The sequence below is a fragment of the Nostoc sp. C052 genome (assembly GCF_013393905.1).
Taxonomy (GTDB): Bacteria; Cyanobacteriota; Cyanobacteriia; order Cyanobacteriales; family Nostocaceae; genus Nostoc.
The window spans coordinates 502,379-520,518 of the sequence record NZ_CP040272.1 but is presented as its reverse complement, the minus strand read 5'-3'; the positions used below and the strand labels follow the sequence as shown (position 1 = coordinate 520,518).

At 41.1% G+C, this 18,140-nt stretch carries 18 protein-coding genes; 12 read left to right on the top strand and 6 right to left on the bottom strand.

Annotated elements, in window-relative coordinates; translation table 11 throughout:
• The first annotated feature begins 327 nt into the window (after positions 1 to 327).
• The 3 genes from psbA (at position 328) to FD723_RS02085 (ending at position 3,629) form a co-directional block, all read left to right on the top strand.
• Entirely contained in the window at positions 328 to 1,410 is a 1,083-nt protein-coding gene (gene psbA / locus FD723_RS02095) for a photosystem II q(b) protein (protein WP_179063885.1), read from the top strand.
• A 328-nt stretch (positions 1,411 to 1,738) separates the two neighbouring features.
• The gene (gene recR / locus FD723_RS02090) at positions 1,739 to 2,296 is read left to right on the top strand and encodes a recombination mediator RecR (protein ID WP_256875022.1); all 558 of its coding nucleotides are present in this window, start codon (positions 1,739 to 1,741) and stop codon (positions 2,294 to 2,296) included.
• Between the two features lie 559 nt (positions 2,297 to 2,855).
• On the top strand, positions 2,856 to 3,629 hold the full coding sequence (locus tag FD723_RS02085; RefSeq protein WP_179063884.1) for a sulfite exporter TauE/SafE family protein: 774 nt from the start codon (positions 2,856 to 2,858) through the stop codon (positions 3,627 to 3,629).
• A gap of 306 nt (positions 3,630 to 3,935) precedes the next feature.
• Here the strand turns inward: FD723_RS02085 and FD723_RS02080 are convergent, their stop codons facing one another.
• Positions 3,936 to 5,075, bottom strand: a complete 1,140-nt coding sequence (locus FD723_RS02080; protein ID WP_179063883.1) for a sulfate ABC transporter substrate-binding protein — start codon at positions 5,073 to 5,075, stop codon at positions 3,936 to 3,938.
• Positions 5,076 to 5,873: 798 nt separating this feature from the next.
• Between FD723_RS02080 and FD723_RS02075 the strand changes: the two genes are divergently transcribed.
• From FD723_RS02075 to FD723_RS02050, 6 genes are all read left to right on the top strand, one after another.
• Positions 5,874 to 7,025 (top strand): sulfate ABC transporter substrate-binding protein, encoded by a 1,152-nt coding sequence (locus FD723_RS02075; protein WP_179063882.1) that lies wholly within the window; start codon positions 5,874 to 5,876, stop codon positions 7,023 to 7,025.
• 177 nt (positions 7,026 to 7,202) lie between these two features.
• On the top strand, positions 7,203 to 8,060 hold the full coding sequence (gene cysT / locus FD723_RS02070) for a sulfate ABC transporter permease subunit CysT (RefSeq protein ID WP_179063881.1): 858 nt from the start codon (positions 7,203 to 7,205) through the stop codon (positions 8,058 to 8,060).
• On the top strand, positions 8,047 to 8,922 hold the full coding sequence (gene cysW / locus FD723_RS02065) for a sulfate ABC transporter permease subunit CysW (RefSeq protein WP_179063880.1): 876 nt from the start codon (positions 8,047 to 8,049) through the stop codon (positions 8,920 to 8,922). Before cysT ends, cysW begins: the two co-directional genes overlap by 14 nt.
• Positions 8,923 to 9,071: 149 nt before the next feature.
• The gene (locus tag FD723_RS02060; RefSeq protein WP_179063879.1) at positions 9,072 to 9,338 is read left to right on the top strand and encodes an NIL domain-containing protein; all 267 of its coding nucleotides are present in this window, start codon (positions 9,072 to 9,074) and stop codon (positions 9,336 to 9,338) included.
• Positions 9,339 to 10,206: 868 nt separating this feature from the next.
• Positions 10,207 to 10,851, top strand: a complete 645-nt coding sequence (locus FD723_RS02055) for an NIL domain-containing protein (RefSeq protein ID WP_179063878.1) — start codon at positions 10,207 to 10,209, stop codon at positions 10,849 to 10,851.
• Between the two features lie 60 nt (positions 10,852 to 10,911).
• Positions 10,912 to 11,250 (top strand): NIL domain-containing protein, encoded by a 339-nt coding sequence (locus FD723_RS02050; RefSeq protein ID WP_179063877.1) that lies wholly within the window; start codon positions 10,912 to 10,914, stop codon positions 11,248 to 11,250.
• A 6-nt stretch (positions 11,251 to 11,256) separates the two neighbouring features.
• Here the strand turns inward: FD723_RS02050 and FD723_RS02045 are convergent, their stop codons facing one another.
• Positions 11,257 to 11,847 carry a Crp/Fnr family transcriptional regulator gene (locus FD723_RS02045; RefSeq protein ID WP_179063876.1) on the bottom strand — a complete coding sequence of 197 codons (591 nt, stop codon included), beginning with the start codon at positions 11,845 to 11,847 and terminating at the stop codon, positions 11,257 to 11,259.
• Between the two features lie 217 nt (positions 11,848 to 12,064).
• Positions 12,065 to 12,793: a serine O-acetyltransferase gene (gene cysE, locus FD723_RS02040; protein WP_256875021.1), complete on the bottom strand. Its 729-nt coding sequence runs from the start codon at positions 12,791 to 12,793 to the stop codon at positions 12,065 to 12,067.
• Positions 12,794 to 13,034: 241 nt separating this feature from the next.
• On the opposite strand from cysE, the gene FD723_RS02035 reads away from it, so the two are divergent.
• Positions 13,035 to 13,490: an Rrf2 family transcriptional regulator gene (locus FD723_RS02035; protein ID WP_256875020.1), complete on the top strand. Its 456-nt coding sequence runs from the start codon at positions 13,035 to 13,037 to the stop codon at positions 13,488 to 13,490.
• A gap of 18 nt (positions 13,491 to 13,508) precedes the next feature.
• Positions 13,509 to 14,471: a cysteine synthase A gene (gene cysK / locus FD723_RS02030; RefSeq protein ID WP_179063873.1), complete on the top strand. Its 963-nt coding sequence runs from the start codon at positions 13,509 to 13,511 to the stop codon at positions 14,469 to 14,471.
• Between the two features lie 54 nt (positions 14,472 to 14,525).
• Here cysK and FD723_RS02025 read toward each other — a convergent pair whose 3' ends face one another.
• Positions 14,526 to 15,251 (bottom strand): cadmium resistance transporter, encoded by a 726-nt coding sequence (locus FD723_RS02025; RefSeq protein WP_179063872.1) that lies wholly within the window; start codon positions 15,249 to 15,251, stop codon positions 14,526 to 14,528.
• Positions 15,252 to 15,499: 248 nt separating this feature from the next.
• On the opposite strand from FD723_RS02025, the gene FD723_RS02020 reads away from it, so the two are divergent.
• The gene (locus FD723_RS02020; protein WP_179063871.1) at positions 15,500 to 16,162 is read left to right on the top strand and encodes a cadmium resistance transporter; all 663 of its coding nucleotides are present in this window, start codon (positions 15,500 to 15,502) and stop codon (positions 16,160 to 16,162) included.
• Positions 16,163 to 16,212: 50 nt separating this feature from the next.
• Here the strand turns inward: FD723_RS02020 and FD723_RS02015 are convergent, their stop codons facing one another.
• Both FD723_RS02015 and FD723_RS42345 read right to left on the bottom strand, forming a co-directional pair.
• A complete protein-coding gene (locus FD723_RS02015; protein ID WP_179063870.1) occupies positions 16,213 to 17,010 on the bottom strand; it encodes a sulfite exporter TauE/SafE family protein in 798 nt (265 codons plus the stop codon).
• Positions 17,011 to 17,754: 744 nt separating this feature from the next.
• Positions 17,755 to 17,883: a hypothetical protein gene (locus FD723_RS42345; protein ID WP_256875019.1), complete on the bottom strand. Its 129-nt coding sequence runs from the start codon at positions 17,881 to 17,883 to the stop codon at positions 17,755 to 17,757.
• Positions 17,884 to 18,140 lie beyond the last annotated feature (257 nt).

Sequence of the window (18,140 nt, the reverse complement as noted above, 5' to 3'; positions counted from 1 at the left end):
CAAGTCAGTACTTTTCGCATGGAATGTATCCTACTCCAATACAATAACAACCCTCTAATTTAGAGATATGCCATTTTGCCAAACAAAAAAAGCCCCCAGTTGTAAGCTGAGGGTTAATTTTTTTCAGAATAGCGGTAATATACAAAGCTATTATTCCCAGAGAAGTAAGTAAACAACGAGTATTTACTTTTAAATAAGCAAAACTAATAACTTGTATCAGGTTTACTGAAGTAACAAAAGTTGATTAAAAATTGTAAAGCAGTGTAAAGTAGTTCCACAGGCAAAGACTTTACCGCCTGATTCATAAACAACCGCAATCATAAAACAATGACAACAACCTTACAACGTCGCGAAAGCGCCAACGTATGGGATCGATTCTGCGAATGGATCACCAGCACCAATAACCGGATTTACATCGGTTGGTTCGGCGTAGTCATGATCCCCACCCTGCTAGCAGCAACCGCTTGCTTCGTAATCGCCTTCATCGCCGCACCTCCAGTAGACATCGATGGTATCCGCGAACCAGTAGCAGGTTCCTTAATTTACGGAAACAACATCATCTCTGGTGCAGTAGTACCTTCCTCCAACGCCATCGGCTTGCACTTCTACCCAATCTGGGAAGCAGCTTCTCTAGATGAGTGGTTGTACAACGGCGGTCCTTACCAATTGGTAATCTTCCACTTCCTGATCGGCATATTCTGCTACATGGGTCGTGAATGGGAACTATCCTACCGCTTAGGTATGCGTCCTTGGATTGCGATCGCATATTCTGCTCCAGTAGCAGCAGCAAGTGCAGTCTTCTTGGTATACCCCATCGGACAAGGTTCATTCTCTGATGGTATGCCCTTGGGTATTTCTGGAACCTTCAACTTCATGATCGTGTTCCAAGCAGAACACAACATCTTGATGCACCCCTTCCACCAACTCGGTGTAGCTGGTGTATTCGGCGGAAGTTTGTTCAGTGCAATGCACGGTTCTTTGGTAACTTCTTCCTTGGTTCGTGAAACAACCGAGACTGAATCACAAAACTACGGTTACAAATTCGGTCAAGAAGAAGAAACCTACAACATCGTTGCAGCCCACGGCTACTTCGGTCGTCTAATCTTCCAATACGCTTCATTCAACAACAGCCGTTCACTGCACTTCTTCCTCGCAGCATGGCCTGTAATCGGCATCTGGTTCACCGCCTTGGGTGTCAGCACAATGGCGTTCAACTTGAACGGTTTCAACTTCAACCAATCAATCATTGACTCTGAAGGTCGTGTGATTGCAACTTGGGCAGATGTAATCAACCGCGCTAACCTGGGTATGGAAGTAATGCACGAGCGTAACGCTCACAACTTCCCTCTAGATTTAGCTGCTGGTGATGTTGCTCCTGTTGCTCTTACCGCTCCTGCTATCAACGGTTAAGTCATATCTTGAGGCGCTATAGATAGCGTCTCTAACATTCAAAAAAGCGTCCTCCAGTAACAGGGAGGCGCTTTTTTATTTGAACCTAATATTGGGCTGTTTTAATTATTGAAACCTATGAAACGACCCAATACTGCTCGGTTAAGGCAAGAGACGCCGATTCATCGCGTTTTTGAGATTTATAATTTTCATCAAAAAACCTTAACCGAACGGTATTGTGAAATGACCAATCCAAAATTCTGTAAAAATGTCATCATAGTTAAGGTAAAAACATTCTGGAGACAAGACCACGGTTTACGCACGCCCTTTAGCACGGTTAATCGAACAATTGCAACGCCTACCGGGAGTTGGCCCCAAATCCGCTCAACGACTGGCTTTGCATATTTTGAAGCGACCAGAAGCAGAAGTAGAAGCTTTGGCACAAGCTTTAATTGAGGCAAAAAAACAGATCGGCTTGTGTTCTGTTTGTTTTCACTTATCTGCCGAACCTGTTTGTGAAATTTGCCGTAATGCCAACCGTGACAATAATACTATCTGTGTTGTAGCAGATCCTCGCGATGTGATTGCGTTGGAAAAAACCCGCGAATACAAAGGTAAGTACCACGTTTTAGGTGGGGTGATTTCGCCAATTGATGGAATTGGCCCAGATCAGTTGAATATACTAGCTTTACAGCGCCGGGTGAGTCAGCAAAAACCTCAAGAAGTAATTCTCGCAATTAGTCCGAGTGTAGAAGGTGAGACAACAACACTGTATATCGGTCAGCTACTTAAACCATTTACTAAGGTGACGCGAATTGCTTTTGGTTTGCCTGTCGGTGGCGATTTGGAGTATGCAGATGAAGTCACTTTGGCAAGGGCGTTGGAAGGACGCCGGGAATTAGAATGAACTTTCTGACCCACCTTCCGCACCCTAACTGTTACAGATCAGCAAAAAGTAGATATAGTACTACATAATAACTAATAAATATCAAAAAGAAAGCAGGGTTAATAATAAAGAGTAGTATTAAGCTGGGAACTGGATGAGAAGGTGAAATCCAACCAACAATTTTTTTGCAACATTTTAGCCTTGCCACGCCACTACATTACTTAATTTTGTTCAGAAATTAAATAGAATTGCTGCATAGGATTCTTATTTAATTTGCTTTTTACTGAGAGGCTCAGATCCCCGAATTCTTGAAGAAGTCGGGGATTTTTTTGTTACAGATGTACATTACTTTTGTAACTTACCAATTTATATAATTTTTGCCCAACTTAGTTGTTACAAACTTATATAAAATACTGATTTTATTGGTATAAAATTTATGTCTTTACACTTAAATACATCTATATTAAGATAGTCAAGAAAACGCTGAAACTCATGTTAAACAATAGCTTCAGATATTTCTGTTTACTGCAAACATCATTGTAGAAAATGTATTACTAACAACATAAAATAAAATTTTCTGATGAATGCTATCCAATTACTGCTCCTCATTGCAATTTTCTTTCTCACAAGTGTCATAAGTGTTATTACAGGAAGCACCTCTTTAATTACCGTTCCTGTAATGTTGCAATTGAGTATTGAACCGCGTATTGCTCTTGCCACTAATATGTTGGCATTAACCTTTATGAGTGTTGGCGGCACATTGCCTTTTATTGGTAAAAAAGCAATTGACCGCAGTCGCTTGCCAATCATGATTGCCCTAACGCTTTTAGGCTCAATTATTGGTGCATTACTTGTTTTAGTTGTACCTTCAAAATCGATGCCTCTAGTCATCTCGATTTTGATGATTGTGGTTGCCGTGTTTTCAATCACCAATCGGAAAGCTGGAATTGTTTCAAGAATAGGGAAACCATCACCAATAGAAGAAATTGGTGGATATGTGGCAACTTTTGTGCTTGGTGTTTATGGTGGTTTCTTTAGTGGTGGCTATGTCACTATGCTCACAGCAGCTTATGTCAGCCTATTTCGAATGACATTTGTACAGGCGATCGCAAACACAAAGTTTATCAATATTTTTTCTTCGCTGATTGCCACTATTATTTTCTTTACACAGGGAATAGTTGATTACAAACTAGGTATTATTCTGAGTATTACTATGTTCATTGGTGGAATTGTTGGATCGCGGGTTGCCCTCAGACTTAGCAACCTCTGGTTACGGCGTATATTTCTCACCACAGTAATTGCTCTTGCACTCAAGACGTTATTTGATTTTGCTGTATATTCACCAAAAATCTAAGTAAGTCGGTGAGAACAATTCACTGTATATGAAGAAATATAAATTAGCTGTAGTGGCATGGCAAGACTAAAATAGTGCATTACCTAACTCTTGTGGGATGGGCGTCTCGCCCGTCCGGGGCGGACAAGATGTCCACCCTACAAGAAAATTTATTGCAACATTTTAGCCTTGCCACGCCACTACATTAAAATTCCTCAACATAGCTGGAAATATTAGCACCTACTTACTTAAATACTTAACAGGCTGTTCATAAAAATTGCACTTATGAACAGCTGTTGAATAAAAATTTAGATCACAAAGGCGATGTTAGCGTTGCCCACTTTGTATTTTGTCGAAGATTGCGCCGTCCTCGAAAAACTTCTTCTGAATCGTATCCCAGCCTCCTAAACTCTGAACGTTATAAAGCTTAGAAATCTTAGGAAATTTATTCTGTACTTCTTTTGTTACAGCAGAATTAACAGGTCGAAAACCAACTTTGGCAAACTCACGTTGAGCTTCTGAACTAAAAAGAAACTTGACAAAAGCTTCCGAAACCTCTCTGGTGCGGTGCTTATCAACATTTTTATCCACAACTGCTACTGGCCCATCTATAGAAATGTTCACCTGGGGAACCACATAAGAAGGTGAAGTTTTTCCTTGTTGTGCTGCTAAGATAATCTCGTTTTCGTAGTTAAGCAGAACATCCCCTTGACCTTTCTTGTAAAATACATCGCTGGATTCCCGCGCATCTTTAGGTAACACAGGGACATTCCGAAAGACTTGGGTAACATAGTTAAGCGCTTGGGCTTCACTTCCACCATTTTTGACGATCGCGCCCCATAAAGCCAGGAAGTTCCACCTTGCACCTCCTGAAGTCTTGGGGTTGGCTGTAATCACCTTCACCCCTGGTTTGCTTAAATCACTCCAGTTCTTAATGTTTTTCGGATTACCTTCACGAGTTTCGAGAGCAACTACGGAGTGGGTAACAATTGAGTTATTCGGAGCTTCCTTTTCCCAACCTGGTTGAATCAGTCCGGCTTTTTCAATTTTTTTGGTATCTAAAGCTAGCGCCAAAGCGACAATATCCGCATCTAATCCGTCAATGACTGCACGGGTTTGAGAGCCAGAACCACCATAGCTTTCTCTAACTACTACATCTTGACCTTTTTCGCGTTTCCATTTCGCGACAAATTGCGGAATGATTCTCTCGTAAGCAGCTTTGGTGACTGCGTAAGAAACCAGAGTTATTTCAACTTTTTTACCGCCTTGACTAATCAATTGAGACTTTTGATTAACAGAAAGACTCCCAGAAGTAGTACCCGCACCATAAACAGGAATAAAGACGCTGAAACTTAAGCCAGTTGCTAACAATAGCGCTGAAGTTTGAGTTGAGCCAGGTTTTTTCTGGGAAAATAGTTGGTTGACTATGCCTAAAATTTGTAACTTTTTGAATTGCAGATGTGTCATGGAAGCTGGATATTGTGTAGTTGCTTGCTCTAAACAACGGTAATTTGACCGAATTACCGTTGTTTCTCTTGAGAAAGAGATTATCAGATTAATTATGAAAATTCAACTATTTTTTATACTAAAAATTTTGATTTTTTTATAGGAAAACTCGCAGCAAAAATACGTAAAATATATGACGCGAATATTCAGTAAAAGCCGAAGTCTTTAGTAGAGACATGTTAGCGCAGCAGGACGTTAGCTTAACGGGGCGTACCCCTACGGGGATCTTGCTGCGCGAACGTAGAGAAGGCCAGTTTAATTTTGCGTCTCTACAAGAGTTCTCCATAACGCATATTTAATTTCTGGAAATGTCTATTAGCAATAACAAATTGAAGGTTTAAGCAGACCTATAAATATTTGATTTTTTCAGAGTCATGAAAGAGCATTAGAAGTTAAGGACTAGGGAACAGAGGATTAGAGGATAAGTTGCAGAAACTCAGTCCCCATAAGAATTTAGCTGTTCATACTGTAGCCCTATGCTCTGGAGACTCTGATGCCCAATACCTAATTCCATAGCAAGTTGCTTGATATACCAGAAAGATGATTGCGATGCCGACGGCGGGCTGCACCTACGCAATTTGATAGTTGAAATTGAAAGCATTTTTAATTGTTCATAAAACTGGTAGGATCTCCATATTCTTGGTAAAGAATATGGGGTTTTTTGGTGTTTACAACTAGATACATGGAATCATCCAGTATTATAAACAGTATATAGCTGTATTCCCATCAATTATCTGTAGATTTCGTGGAGGAAATGGAATGAGTTTATGGCAACGCTCAGTGAAAAAATTACAAGCGATGGTTGAACATAGAACCTATCGCTTCAGACTAAATTCGCTCAAAGGCTTTGTATCACTCTTTTTGGTAGGTACTGTATTGAGTGTGGCCCTTGCTGCCTGCTCTGGAGGAGGAACTGGGAATACTTCTTCCTCTGAAACTCCTAATGCTAATGCTACCCCTGTGGCTGCAAACAAAGATAATGTTGAATTAACTCTAGTTTCCTTTGCTGTCACCAAAGCAGCTCACGAAGCAATTATTCCGAAGTTTGTAGAACAGTGGAAGAAAGATCATAATCAAACTGTTGTCTTCAAGCAAAGCTATGGCGGTTCTGGTTCCCAAACTCGCGCTGTGATTGATGGTTTAGAAGCAGATGTTGTTCACTTGGCTCTAGCTGGAGACACCTCAAAGATTGAGAAAGCTGGATTGATTCAACCAGGATGGGAGAAAGAAGTTCCCAACAATGGTATTGTCTCCAAATCGGTAGCAGCATTAGTCACCCGTCCAGGAAATCCTAAAAACATCAAGACCTGGCAAGATTTATCTAAAGACGGCATAAAACTAATTACCGCCGATCCGAAAACATCAGGGGTTGCTCGCTGGAATTTCTTAGCTCTTTGGAATTCAGTGATTAAAACTGGTGGAGATGATGCGAAAGCGACTGAGTTTGTTACCAAAGTGTACAAAAACGTACCATTGCTAACTAAAGATGCTCGTGAAGCTACTGATGCCTTTTTCAAGCAGGGTCAAGGTGATGCCCTGATTAACTATGAAAATGAGATTATCTTGGCAGAACAAAAGGGTGAAAAATTGACTGCGATTATCCCTGATGTCAATATCTCTATCGATAATCCCATCGCAGTGGTAGACAAAAATGTTGATAAGCATGGTACGCGTGAAGTTGCCGAAGGTTTTGTCAAATATCTATATACTCCAGAGGCTCAACAAGAGTTTGCAAAGTTGGGATTCCGACCAGTGGATGAGACTTTGACTCTAAGTAAGGAAGTTGCAGACAAATTTCCGAAGGTGAAAACTTTGGGTACAGTTGCAGACTTCGGCGGTTGGGATGGAATCAATAAGAAGTTCTTCGCAGATGGAGCTATTTTTGACCAGATTCAAGCCAAGAAAAAGTAATTAGTCAAAATCATTCGTAATTCGTAATTGAATAATTCGTAATTCGTAATTGAAGGACAGAGCAACTACTTGCTTACGAAACGCTGCGCGAACTGTTGTGCGGTAATAATTACGAATTACGAATACTGACAAAAAACTTTTTTTGAATTTTGAAGTTTGAATTTGGAGCGAAGCTACGTGACTGTATCTCCTTCTGTAGAAGTTGAACGCAAAACACCGTTTTTGAAGAGATTGGAGCGAGTTTCTTGGACTTGGGTAATCACCATTGTATACCTAGCAGTTATGTTGCTGATCCCCATAGCTGCTATGTTCCTGAAAGCAAGTACGGAAACTCCGGCAAGATTTTGGGCGATCGCCACCAGTGATATCGCATTAGCAACCTACAACGTAACTTTTTTTACAGCAATATTTGCTGCCTTACTCAATGGCGTATTTGGAACTCTGATTGCTTGGGTTCTAGTCCGCTACGACTTTCCCTTGAAGCGCTTGATTGACGCCACAGTAGATTTACCCTTTGCACTACCAACTTCGGTAGCTGGGCTAACCTTGGCAACAGTTTACAGCGATAACGGTTGGATTGGTTCGCTACTAGCACCACTAGGAATTAAGGTTTCCTTTACTCGCACGGGAGTAGCAGTAGCAATGATCTTTATCTCACTACCTTTTATCGTGAGAACTGTACAACCCGTACTTCAGGAAATGGAACATGAAATTGAAGAAGCCTCCTGGTGTCTAGGTGCTTCTCAATGGCAGACATTCTGGAAAGTGATTTTGCCACCTTTATTTCCCACAATTTTGACTGGTGTTGCCTTGGGTTTCTCCCGTGCAGTTGGAGAGTATGGTTCGACTGTAATTATCTCTTCCAATACGCCCTTCCAAGATTTAATCGCACCTGTACTGATTTTCCAACGATTAGAGCAGTATGACTATTCTGGTGCAACAGTAATTGGCATAGTTCTACTATCAATTTCGTTGGTACTACTATTGGCAATTAATTTCTTACAAGCATGGGCAAGGCGATATGACACTAGATAAGCCAAGTTTTCATTCATCTACATCTGTATCAGATACAGCCAAGCCTAAAGAGCAGAATAGCTGGATACCAATAGTTTTAATTGGAATAGCGATCGCCTATTTAGCCCTAGTTCAATATATCCCGGCAATCAACGTATTTATCCAAGCCTTTAGTAAGGGTGTTGGGCCATTTCTGTCCAACTTGACGCGGCCAGCTTTTCTTCATGCAGCTTGGCTGACGCTATTGCTGGCTGTGATTTCTCTACCCTTAAATACAGTATTTGGTTTATGTGCAGCTTGGGCGATCGCTCGTCATAAATTTCCTGGACGCGCCATAGTTTTGAGCATTATTGACCTACCCTTCTCGATTTCGCCCGTAGTTGCAGGATTGATGATTGTGCTACTTTACGGACGCAATGGATGGTTTGGCCCTTGGCTCCAAGCCCATGATATCAAGATTGTCTTTGCCTTTCCAGGTATGGTATTGGCTACAGCCTTCGTGAGTATGCCCTTTGTGGCGCGGGAAGTGATTCCTGTTTTAGAAGAGTTTGGTAAGGATCAAGAAGAAGCTGCTAGAACTCTAGGTGCGAAAGATTGGCAGATATTTTTGCGCGTCACCCTACCTAGCATCCGTTGGGGCTTACTCTACGGTTTAATTTTGACCAATGCTAGAGCAATGGGTGAGTTCGGAGCAGTTTCAGTAGTATCTGGCAACATTGCTGACCAAACCCAAAGCCTACCACTATTTGTAGAAGACGCTTACAAACAATACGAAACTGAAGCTGCTTTCTCTGCGGCTGTACTATTAGCGTTGCTAGCAGTAGTAACCTTAGTGCTGAAGGAAATTCTGGAACGGAAAACCCGCATTAAAGACGTTGATTAGAAAAATCCAGAGATTATAGTTATCCTTTGAATAGGATACAAGCAAATCATGGGAAATGGTACGAGCTACCTAGTACCTATCAGGAAATTACCATTAGGACTAAAGGTAGTTCTGTACCAATCCCAATCAGGGATTGAAATAATTCAGATATGACTACTGATAATACGCTTACCAATAAACGAATTCGACTCAGAATTCCGAAAGATTATCACCAGGAACCTGTCATTTCTCGCCTGGTGTCTGACTATGGATTGACTGTGAATATCACGGCAGCGATTTTGGGAGCTAATGCTGTCGGTGATGGTTGGTTTGACCTTGAACTACAAGGAACAGATGTACAAATTCAGAGCGGGTTAACCTATCTCCGCAACTTGGAATTAGAAGTCTGGGATGATAATAAAGCAAGTGATTGGTAAGAAAAATTGACCAAACAAGGCAAAAAAAGAAAAAGAAAATGTTTTCAGAGCAACTAAATTCATTTATGGAACTAAGTCAGGACTTACGCAATAACTCTCTAAAACTCTTATTTCTCTGCGTCCTTTGCGTCCTTGGCGGTTCGTTTTTTCATTATTTTGCGTAAGTCCTATAAGTAAAAACATTTGTCTCAAGCGGAGAGTGGTTGCACAAGTAAAAAGTAAAAAAAAATAAAGAAGTTTGTCTTTCTTTTTACTTTTTACTTGGTTATTTTTACTTTTTCATACATCCTTATTAAATCCACTGAATTTATTTATGGGGATTATCTTTTTACTTTTTAAGCTCTTAGAGGTTGTTTGAAAAGTTTTCTTATCGTTAGAAAAATATTTTATATCCTAATACGCTTGGATTAAGGTCTGCTGGCAACAATTTTGGGTTTTCGAGACGCGATTTATCGCGTCTTCAAATACAAATTATCTACACCAATAACATTGATTTATCTACTACCGCTTTAATCTCAAGTTATACCATTTTGAATTTTAGATTTTGGATTGGAAATCGCTCTCTGTGTCTGGGTTGTGTAAAAGCATCTGTCGCGATCATTTTTCAAATTGGTATTACTTGACATCAAGTGAGCGAAAATTACGTGAATTTACTCATTGTTTTTTTGTGGTCTTTGTGGGACTCTCCTTTACATAACAATTAAATGCGATAAGTCGATAGATTTACCGTATTTTATTAAAGCCAGAAATATGAAAATCTTTATGAGACTGAAATCCAACCAGGTACAGCATCAGCAAGATTTTCTGCCGAACCCAAAAATTGCGTAGGCGTAGCCCACTTTAGGTATCGCGATTGGGAATTAATCTGATGTCTGAAAGTAAATCTCTAGAACCCGCTTCAGTCCACAGTCGAATCCTTGTGCCTCAACGGTATCACAGGCAACCTGTAATTTCTCGACTGGTGTCTCGTTATGGTTTAACTGTCAATATCAAAGCTGCATCCCTAACATCTGACAGTGACAGCGATGGCTGGTTTGATTTAGAACTTTCAGGAAATCCTCAAAAACTGACAAATAGCCTATCTTACTTGCAAGGATTGGGAGTGAATTTGCTGCAACTAGCGATCGCTAACCAAATTCAAACCAATCAGCACTCCTTACCTTTCCCAAATCCAGCTAGCAAACTGAGTCTCAAAGATTCTGCATGGCTGACAAACCAATGGCAACAACAATTCCAGCAATGGATTTCTCTGGGTCAAACCAATCGATTGCGTTTGCAACTGTGCGTCTTAAAATCTTATTACGAAGAACCGGTGATTTCTGAGTTAGTTTCTCGTTATGGATTAACAGTCAATATTACCAGTGCCATACTTCAACCCGATACCCAAGATGACGGCTGGTTTGACTTGGATTTGTGGGGGAGAACAAAGCAACTTTACTCTAGCCTGAGTTATTTAGAAAAACTGGGACTACCGATCTGGCTGGATTTGTCTAGCGTTTATAGCGATCGCTAAGTTAATAATTCGTAATTCGTAATTTGTAATTCGTAATGAAGGACAATTTGGTTCTATCCAATGGCAGCACGAAATAACCAAAAAACCAACTCTCACACCAGATTATCAATGGTTTCTTCAGCTTATGAAAAAAGCCAAGTCACTCAAATTCGTCTGCGGATACATATTCCCAAAAGCTATCTACAAGCGCCCGTAATTTCGCAGTTAACTTCTGCTTACGGATTAGTGGTTAATATTACCAAGGCTATGCTACAACCAAATACAGATGGCGAAGGATGCTTTGACATTGAACTGCGGGGAACAGTGGCACAAATTTCTAGCGGTTTAGCTTACCTGGAATCTCTAAACCTTAGAATTGTCGGCAAGCCCAATGCTGACGGCGATAGCTGGTGTTACTGAAATAATCTAAATTTCGTAGTACCAAATTTCTTCTTCTTTTAGGACAATTCGATGCAGGGAGAGACGATCAATCAAGCCCTCTTGCTCAAACTGTCCAAGAACACGAGTAATGGTAACACGAGTCGAACCAAGCATTTCTGCCAAGTCTTCATGAGTCAGACGCATATCTATTAAACGTCCCTTCTCAACTTCCGAACCAAACTTTTTAGATAACCATGCCAACAGCTTGATGAGCATAGTATCCACTTTTTTATGGCTACGAATGATCATCAATTCTTGAGCCTGTTGGATATGGGCAAGTAGAGTTCCTGTTAGTTCAGTCCATTCTTCTAAAGGTAAGACTGTCGCCTCTACTTTAGTTAAGCATTCCATCTGATAAGGTTCTAATTTTGACAAAGTTCTACCAACAACATCCCCAGGGCCCCACAATCCCAGAGCGACGGTTGTACCATCTTCCAAATAGGTAAAAGTCCTAACAAAACCCGTTTCAATCTTCCAAAGGCCGTTTTGATGCTCTGGTAAAAATGACCTACGGGCAAAAATTTGCTTAGTATTATTACTGCTTAGACTAGATAAGCTTGTGTACAAAGACACCATATTATAAACACTCTTCCCCGATAAACTAACCGTAGTATTACATTTATATCAGGTTATAAGAACCTATGGGTATTTTAAAGATGGGAGATGAGGGAGCAGGGGAGACAAGGGGACAAAGGGGACAAGGAGACAAGGGGTAATTATTGAACAAGTCTCTCCCTTGTCTCCCCCCTCTTCCTTGTCTACCATGTCTCTCCTCCATACCCAATTCCTAAAATTAAATTCCCGCACCATCCAGAAAATCTTCAATCATCCCATCAGAATTTTTACTCTTAGACTTGTTGGTTGCTTCGTCACCAAGTTCAGTTGAGGATAAACTTGATTGATCTGACAACTGCTCGAACTGTTTCTCTAGAGACTTGACACGTTCAAATAAAGCACGGATGACTTCAGCTTCTACGTCGCGGACTTTATCATGATCCAGAACATTGCTATTTAAGTTGTTCTGACGAGTTACACGCCCTGGAATCCCAACTACAGTAGTATTACTGGGTACATCTCGTAGCACCACTGAACCGGCTCCAATACGGACGCGATCGCCAATTTGAATATTTCCCAATACCTTCGCACCCGCTCCCACAACCACATGAGAGCCTAAAGTCGGATGGCGTTTGCCGCTTTCTTTCCCAGTACCGCCAAGGGTGACACCTTGATAAATCAGAGCATAGTCACCCACGATCGCAGTCTCGCCAATCACAACTCCCATCCCGTGGTCAATAAACACTCCCTGGCCAATTAATGCTCCAGGATGGATTTCAATTCCGGTTAAAAACCTACTAATATGAGAGATGAGTCTTGGTATAAAGGGAATTCCAATTTTATATAGCCAGTGTGCCAATCGATGGCATATTAAGGCTTGGAGTCCAGGATAACAGAACAATACTTCTAGCCAGTTACGGGCTGCTGGGTCACGGTCAAAAATGGTTCGCAAATCAGTTAGTAGCATACTCTGTTGAGATTTTTGTTGGTAGGTGAGGTTCTGAAAACAGAAACTCAGAATGATTCCCACAAAAAGATTCAAGTAATTTATGGGAATTGTGTCAGATCATAATCTACGGTAAGTCGATAGAGTATAGTGTTTTTGTGGGTAATAAGTGGGATGCTATCACATTCCACAATTGAAAAAAATTAATTTCGCATAAACTGCGATAAGTCCCTCAAATCACCGTAGTATATTGAGTACAGTCTTGAATAGCCAAAACTACGCTCTCTTGGATCTGTCTTCCAAAGTGGAATACGCACTGCTGGCACTCTTAGAACTGGCAAGCCACCACGGAAAAAAACTTCCCTTAACCATGAGCGAGATCACTGCCAAGCAACCTATACCTGAGCGCTATCTGGAACAAATTTTGACCAACCTCCGGCGTGCGGGTGTAGTGCAGAGTCAACGCGGCTCTAAAGGAGGTTTCGTTTTAGTTCGTGAACCTTGGCAGATTACAATACTTGAAATTGTCACTTTGGTAGAAGGCGAGCGGAAAGAGAAAGATACCTCTGACTCTCCGACTCTAGAAAAGACTCTGGTTTATGAAGTTTGGGAGCAAGCTAATGCTGCCTCAATAGAAGTTTTGGGTCGTTATACACTCCAAAACTTGTGCGACGAAAGAGAAACTCGCGCCCAACAGAGTCCAATGTATTATATTTAGACACGACGGAGTACCCCCATGCGGATAGCGAAAGATATCACAGAGTTAATCGGCCGAACTCCTTTAGTTCAATTAAACAAGATTCCCCAAGCTTCAGGAGCGGTTGCTCGGATTGTGGTGAAGCTAGAAAGCATGAATCCAGCATCTTCTGTGAAAGACCGGATTGGCGCGAGTATGGTGGAAGCGGCGGAAGAAGCAGGCTTGATTCACCCCGGAAAAACCATTTTAGTTGAGCCAACTTCTGGAAATACAGGAATTGCGCTGGCGATGGTGGCAGCCGCGAAGGGTTATCATCTTATTCTAACGATGCCTGACACAATGAGCCACGAAAGACGCTCTATGCTCAAAGCTTATGGCGCTCAATTAGAGTTAACGCCAGGGGTAGAAGGGATGCGAGGAGCGATCGCTCATGCAGAGCAGCTTGTAGCTAAAACGCCCAATGCCTATATGTTGCAGCAGTTCCGCAACCCCGCCAACCCAAAAGTTCACGCCGAAACCACAGCCGAAGAAATTTGGAATGATACCGATGGAGAGGTAGATATTCTGGTGGCGGGAGTGGGTACTGGTGGGACGATTACGGGAGTTTCAGAAGTTATTAAAAAACGGAAGCCGAGTTTCCAAGCGATCGCAGTTGAACCAAGCAGCAGTCCGGTATTAACAGGTGGTAAATCAGGGCCTCACAAAATTCAGGGTATCGGTGCGGGATTTGTCCCAGCAATTTATCGTCCAGAACTGGTAGATGAAGTGATTCAAGTAGCGGATGAGCAAGCGATCGCTTACAGCCGTCGCCTCGCCAAAGAAGAAGGATTGCTATCTGGGATTTCGACTGGCGCTGCTTTATATGCGGCTATTCAAGTAGCACAACGGCCAGAAAATGCAGGTCGCCTCATCGTCATGATCCAGCCTAGCTTTGGCGAACGCTACCTCAGTACCTCACTATTTAAAGACCCAGAAGAGAATGAGTGGTTGAGTAAAGTTTAATTCCCCATACCAATTTTAGATTTTGGATTTTAGATTTTTAATCTAAATCAAAATCTAAAACTGGCTTGGTCGACTGCTAGACTTTTCGCCAATTTCATCGGCACTTTCATTATTTTTTACTAAAATCATTAAACAGACACTACTAGCAGCTAGCTTTATTGGACTTAAAGCTTCGCTTTTTAATACAATAAAAGTGCCTAATCCGATCAGAACAAAAGGTACAAGATTATTAACGTAACGAGTCAATATCTCAGCTATGACTCTGTTGTTAATTAATTTGTATGCTGCGTAGCACCAAACTCCTAATAATAGAAAAAATAATCCGATAATTACTAAAAAACTCTCTAAGTTGCAGCTAGCAAACAAAGGGATGTAAACGCTAATATTATCGCTACCATTGGCAATTGTCACGGCTGCCACACTATAAACCTGGGGAGAAAAAAAACTAGTAATTGTTGATGCTTCATCTGCTTCTGCTGTATCTACAACTTCTTTTGATGAATCTTCTTCCCGATTCACCAAGCTACTGATACCTATAGATATTGGTAGTAAACCAAGTAATCCAATCCAGCTTTTTGAGAATACTAACCCACCAAATAAACCAGGAAGACTCAGAATTAAAAGAACTGTAAAACCTAGAAATTGACCAGCAACTATATGCCGGGGCCGAAAGTTAGGATTTATTTGAGAAAAAAATAACAATAGAATGACAATATCATCAATGTTAGTGGCAATGAACGTAATCGCCCCTGTAGTAATTGCAGTAAGTAACTCGTTCATATTTTAAGATAAATATACATATATTTTTATCTTGCAGTAGGCTATGCAAAGCTGCTCCTAGAAAAGCATCCTAAAGAGAAGAATGCGAAGCAATTCAACAACAGATACACGCCCTAAATCTGAATTTTTGGAATAAATCTCGTGAATCAGTGAAATTTCTTCAATAATCACCTTGTATATATTAAAGCTGAGTTGTACCAGAAGCTTAATTTGGTATGGTTGTAAATTGTAGATTCTAAAAATCCAGCATGAGTAAGCTAGGGACAGCCTTCAGTGAAGGGATAATTGCCTTCATCGCTACCAATATAGATGACATCATTATCTTGTTAATATTTTTTTCACAGGTAGATGGTAATTTTCGGCGGCGGCATATCTTACTCGGTCAATATCTAGGTTTTGCAGCCATTATCATTGCTAGCTTACCAGGATTTTTTGGTGGATTGGTTATACAGCGAGAATGGATAGGATTGCTAGGATTGCTACCAATTGGTATTGGTATTCACCACTTAGTATATAAAGAAGAAGATACTATAACAGTTCAGACAGTCAGTAGTGATTTTAACCAGCCCACATCTACTAACCCGGTATTGTCTTTTCTTTTGAGTATTTTACACCGCCAAACTTATAAAGTGGCAGCAGTCACGATTGCTAATGGTGGTGACAATATTAGTGTATATGTTCCTTTGTTCGCTGGTCACAATCTTGCCAGCTTGGGAGTAATTATAAGTGTATTTTTTATCATGGTAGGGGTTTGGTGTGCGATCGCTTATTTTTTAAGCCGTCAACCTACCATTGCCGATCTTTTAAATCGCTACGGCCAAGCTGTTGTACCTTTTGTCTTAATTGGCTTGGGTCTGTTTATTATGTATGACCGAGGTACATTCACTCTACTACCTTGGGTGAGAAGTTGATCAATGCTGGATGTTGAATGCTGGATTGGGAATTGAAAATCTCAAATTGGTTACACCTGATGAACTAATTTCCAACTCACCATCATCAAAATGGCATAAATGATAAACCGTAATGGACGTTGCGGGGCTATCTGGCAGACTTTAGCACCTAGTAACACCCCAGGTACAGAGCCTAGCCATATAGGCAGTACCAAACTCCAATCAACTGTTCCCAGGCTGAGATGACCGAGGGCTGTAAACAGCAGTAAAATTGCTGCGTGTGAAATATCTGTACCCACTAATTTCCGGGCATCAAGGCGGAAAAACCCAATCAGCACTAGGGCAAACATTGAACCTGAGGAGACACTAGTTAGACCAACTAAAGAGCCTAAAATTGCTCCCAAAGCAATTGTTACAAATCGACCGAAGTTATTTTCTAAGTCTAACTTTGGCAGTTCGGGTAAATTAAATTTGGGGAAAAAAGTCAATAACAACAATTGCACTAGTGCTAATACTGTGACTAGCAAAATCATTCCGCCAAGCAAACGCAGCAAGATGCTATCTAGGTTGTACTCACCTGTACGTTTAATGAAGTGCAAAATCCCCACCCCCAACAGTGAGCCTGGAACACTCCCGAAGGCCAGCCATTTGACAACTTCTGTGTCAAGGGTTTTCTGTTCCCAATGCTTGACGCTACCAACAACTTTCATCAATGTAGCGGCCACAACATCAGAACTCACAGCGATAGAAGGCGGAACCTGAAAAACAAAAATCAACATTGGTGTGATGAGAGAGGCTCCACCAATTCCCGTCAAACCAACGATGATGCCAACAAAAAAGCTTAAGAACGGTAGTAATAGATAGTGCATACTCTTCGGGGGTTTCAACAATTAGTTATTAGTTATCAGAATCTTGTTGAGTCTCCCACTTCTAGAAGTGAGCAGCCTCAGTTAAGGTTTAAATCCCCAAACGAAGCCTTGATAACTTTTTACTGACTTAACTACGAGCAGCTAGAATTTAAATTCAGCTTTAGCTTCACTGCTAAAAAGCAGCAAGTCAGCCAAACTATAGCCCAGTGGTAGACAGAGCTAGTTATAGTGAGTTATTGTGTTTCTCAAGATATGAGTGACACAAAGGTTATCCAGCTAAAAGTTAGGGCAGAGGATTCCTGGATAACTTCAAACCTGTCTGGAAGTTTTTGCAAGCATGACAATTGGCATTTAGCTCAAACAGACTTTGATAACTGCTTATGGGTCAGTTGCCCTGCTAAACTCAACTTCTAACTAGGTTTTTCTGCGGTTTTACATGTAAAAGCACGTAAGGCGATGCACTTACCGTATTTTACTCGTAATCATGATTAAACGTCCAGCGTATTCGCGTTGTATATCGCTCAATTATCTAGTTAATACTCCGCAGTCAGTTAAACTTCTGAGGACTGGTTGCTAGAAAAATTACCTACAAGTTAATCACCATAGGGATAATTCACCAGAAGAGGACAAGGAGATTAACAATTCAAAATTAAAAAAATTTCAGATGTGGATTTAAACCCCAACTGAAAAGAGTGCTACATGTAGATTGCAGGTTCTTAAACCCTTTAATTTACGATAATTAAACTACACCATTCCCCAGACGTAGGTTGGGTGGAACGGAGCGCCACCTAACATATATATCAGAATTTTGGCTTTGGCAAAGCCTCCAACGCCACTTGCTACAACGCTCTTAACCCGCGCAACGCAGTGCATTGGTGTCAACTTAAGCTAAAAACCTTTTCAAATCTCGTTTCTAGCCAGAGTCGGGAAATGCAACTCAAAAGCGGCTCTACCGCGAGTTCGAGAGGCGGAGCCTCAAGGACGAGCATTCCCAGCCGGAGACTGGGAACGAGGCAATCTAAAAGATAGTTCTAGACTTGCTTTGACGTTAAGTTGATACCTACGAGCGCAGTGACCCCAACCTACAATTTTTTTGCTTTTTTCTCCCCCCCCTGCATCAACGGATAAAT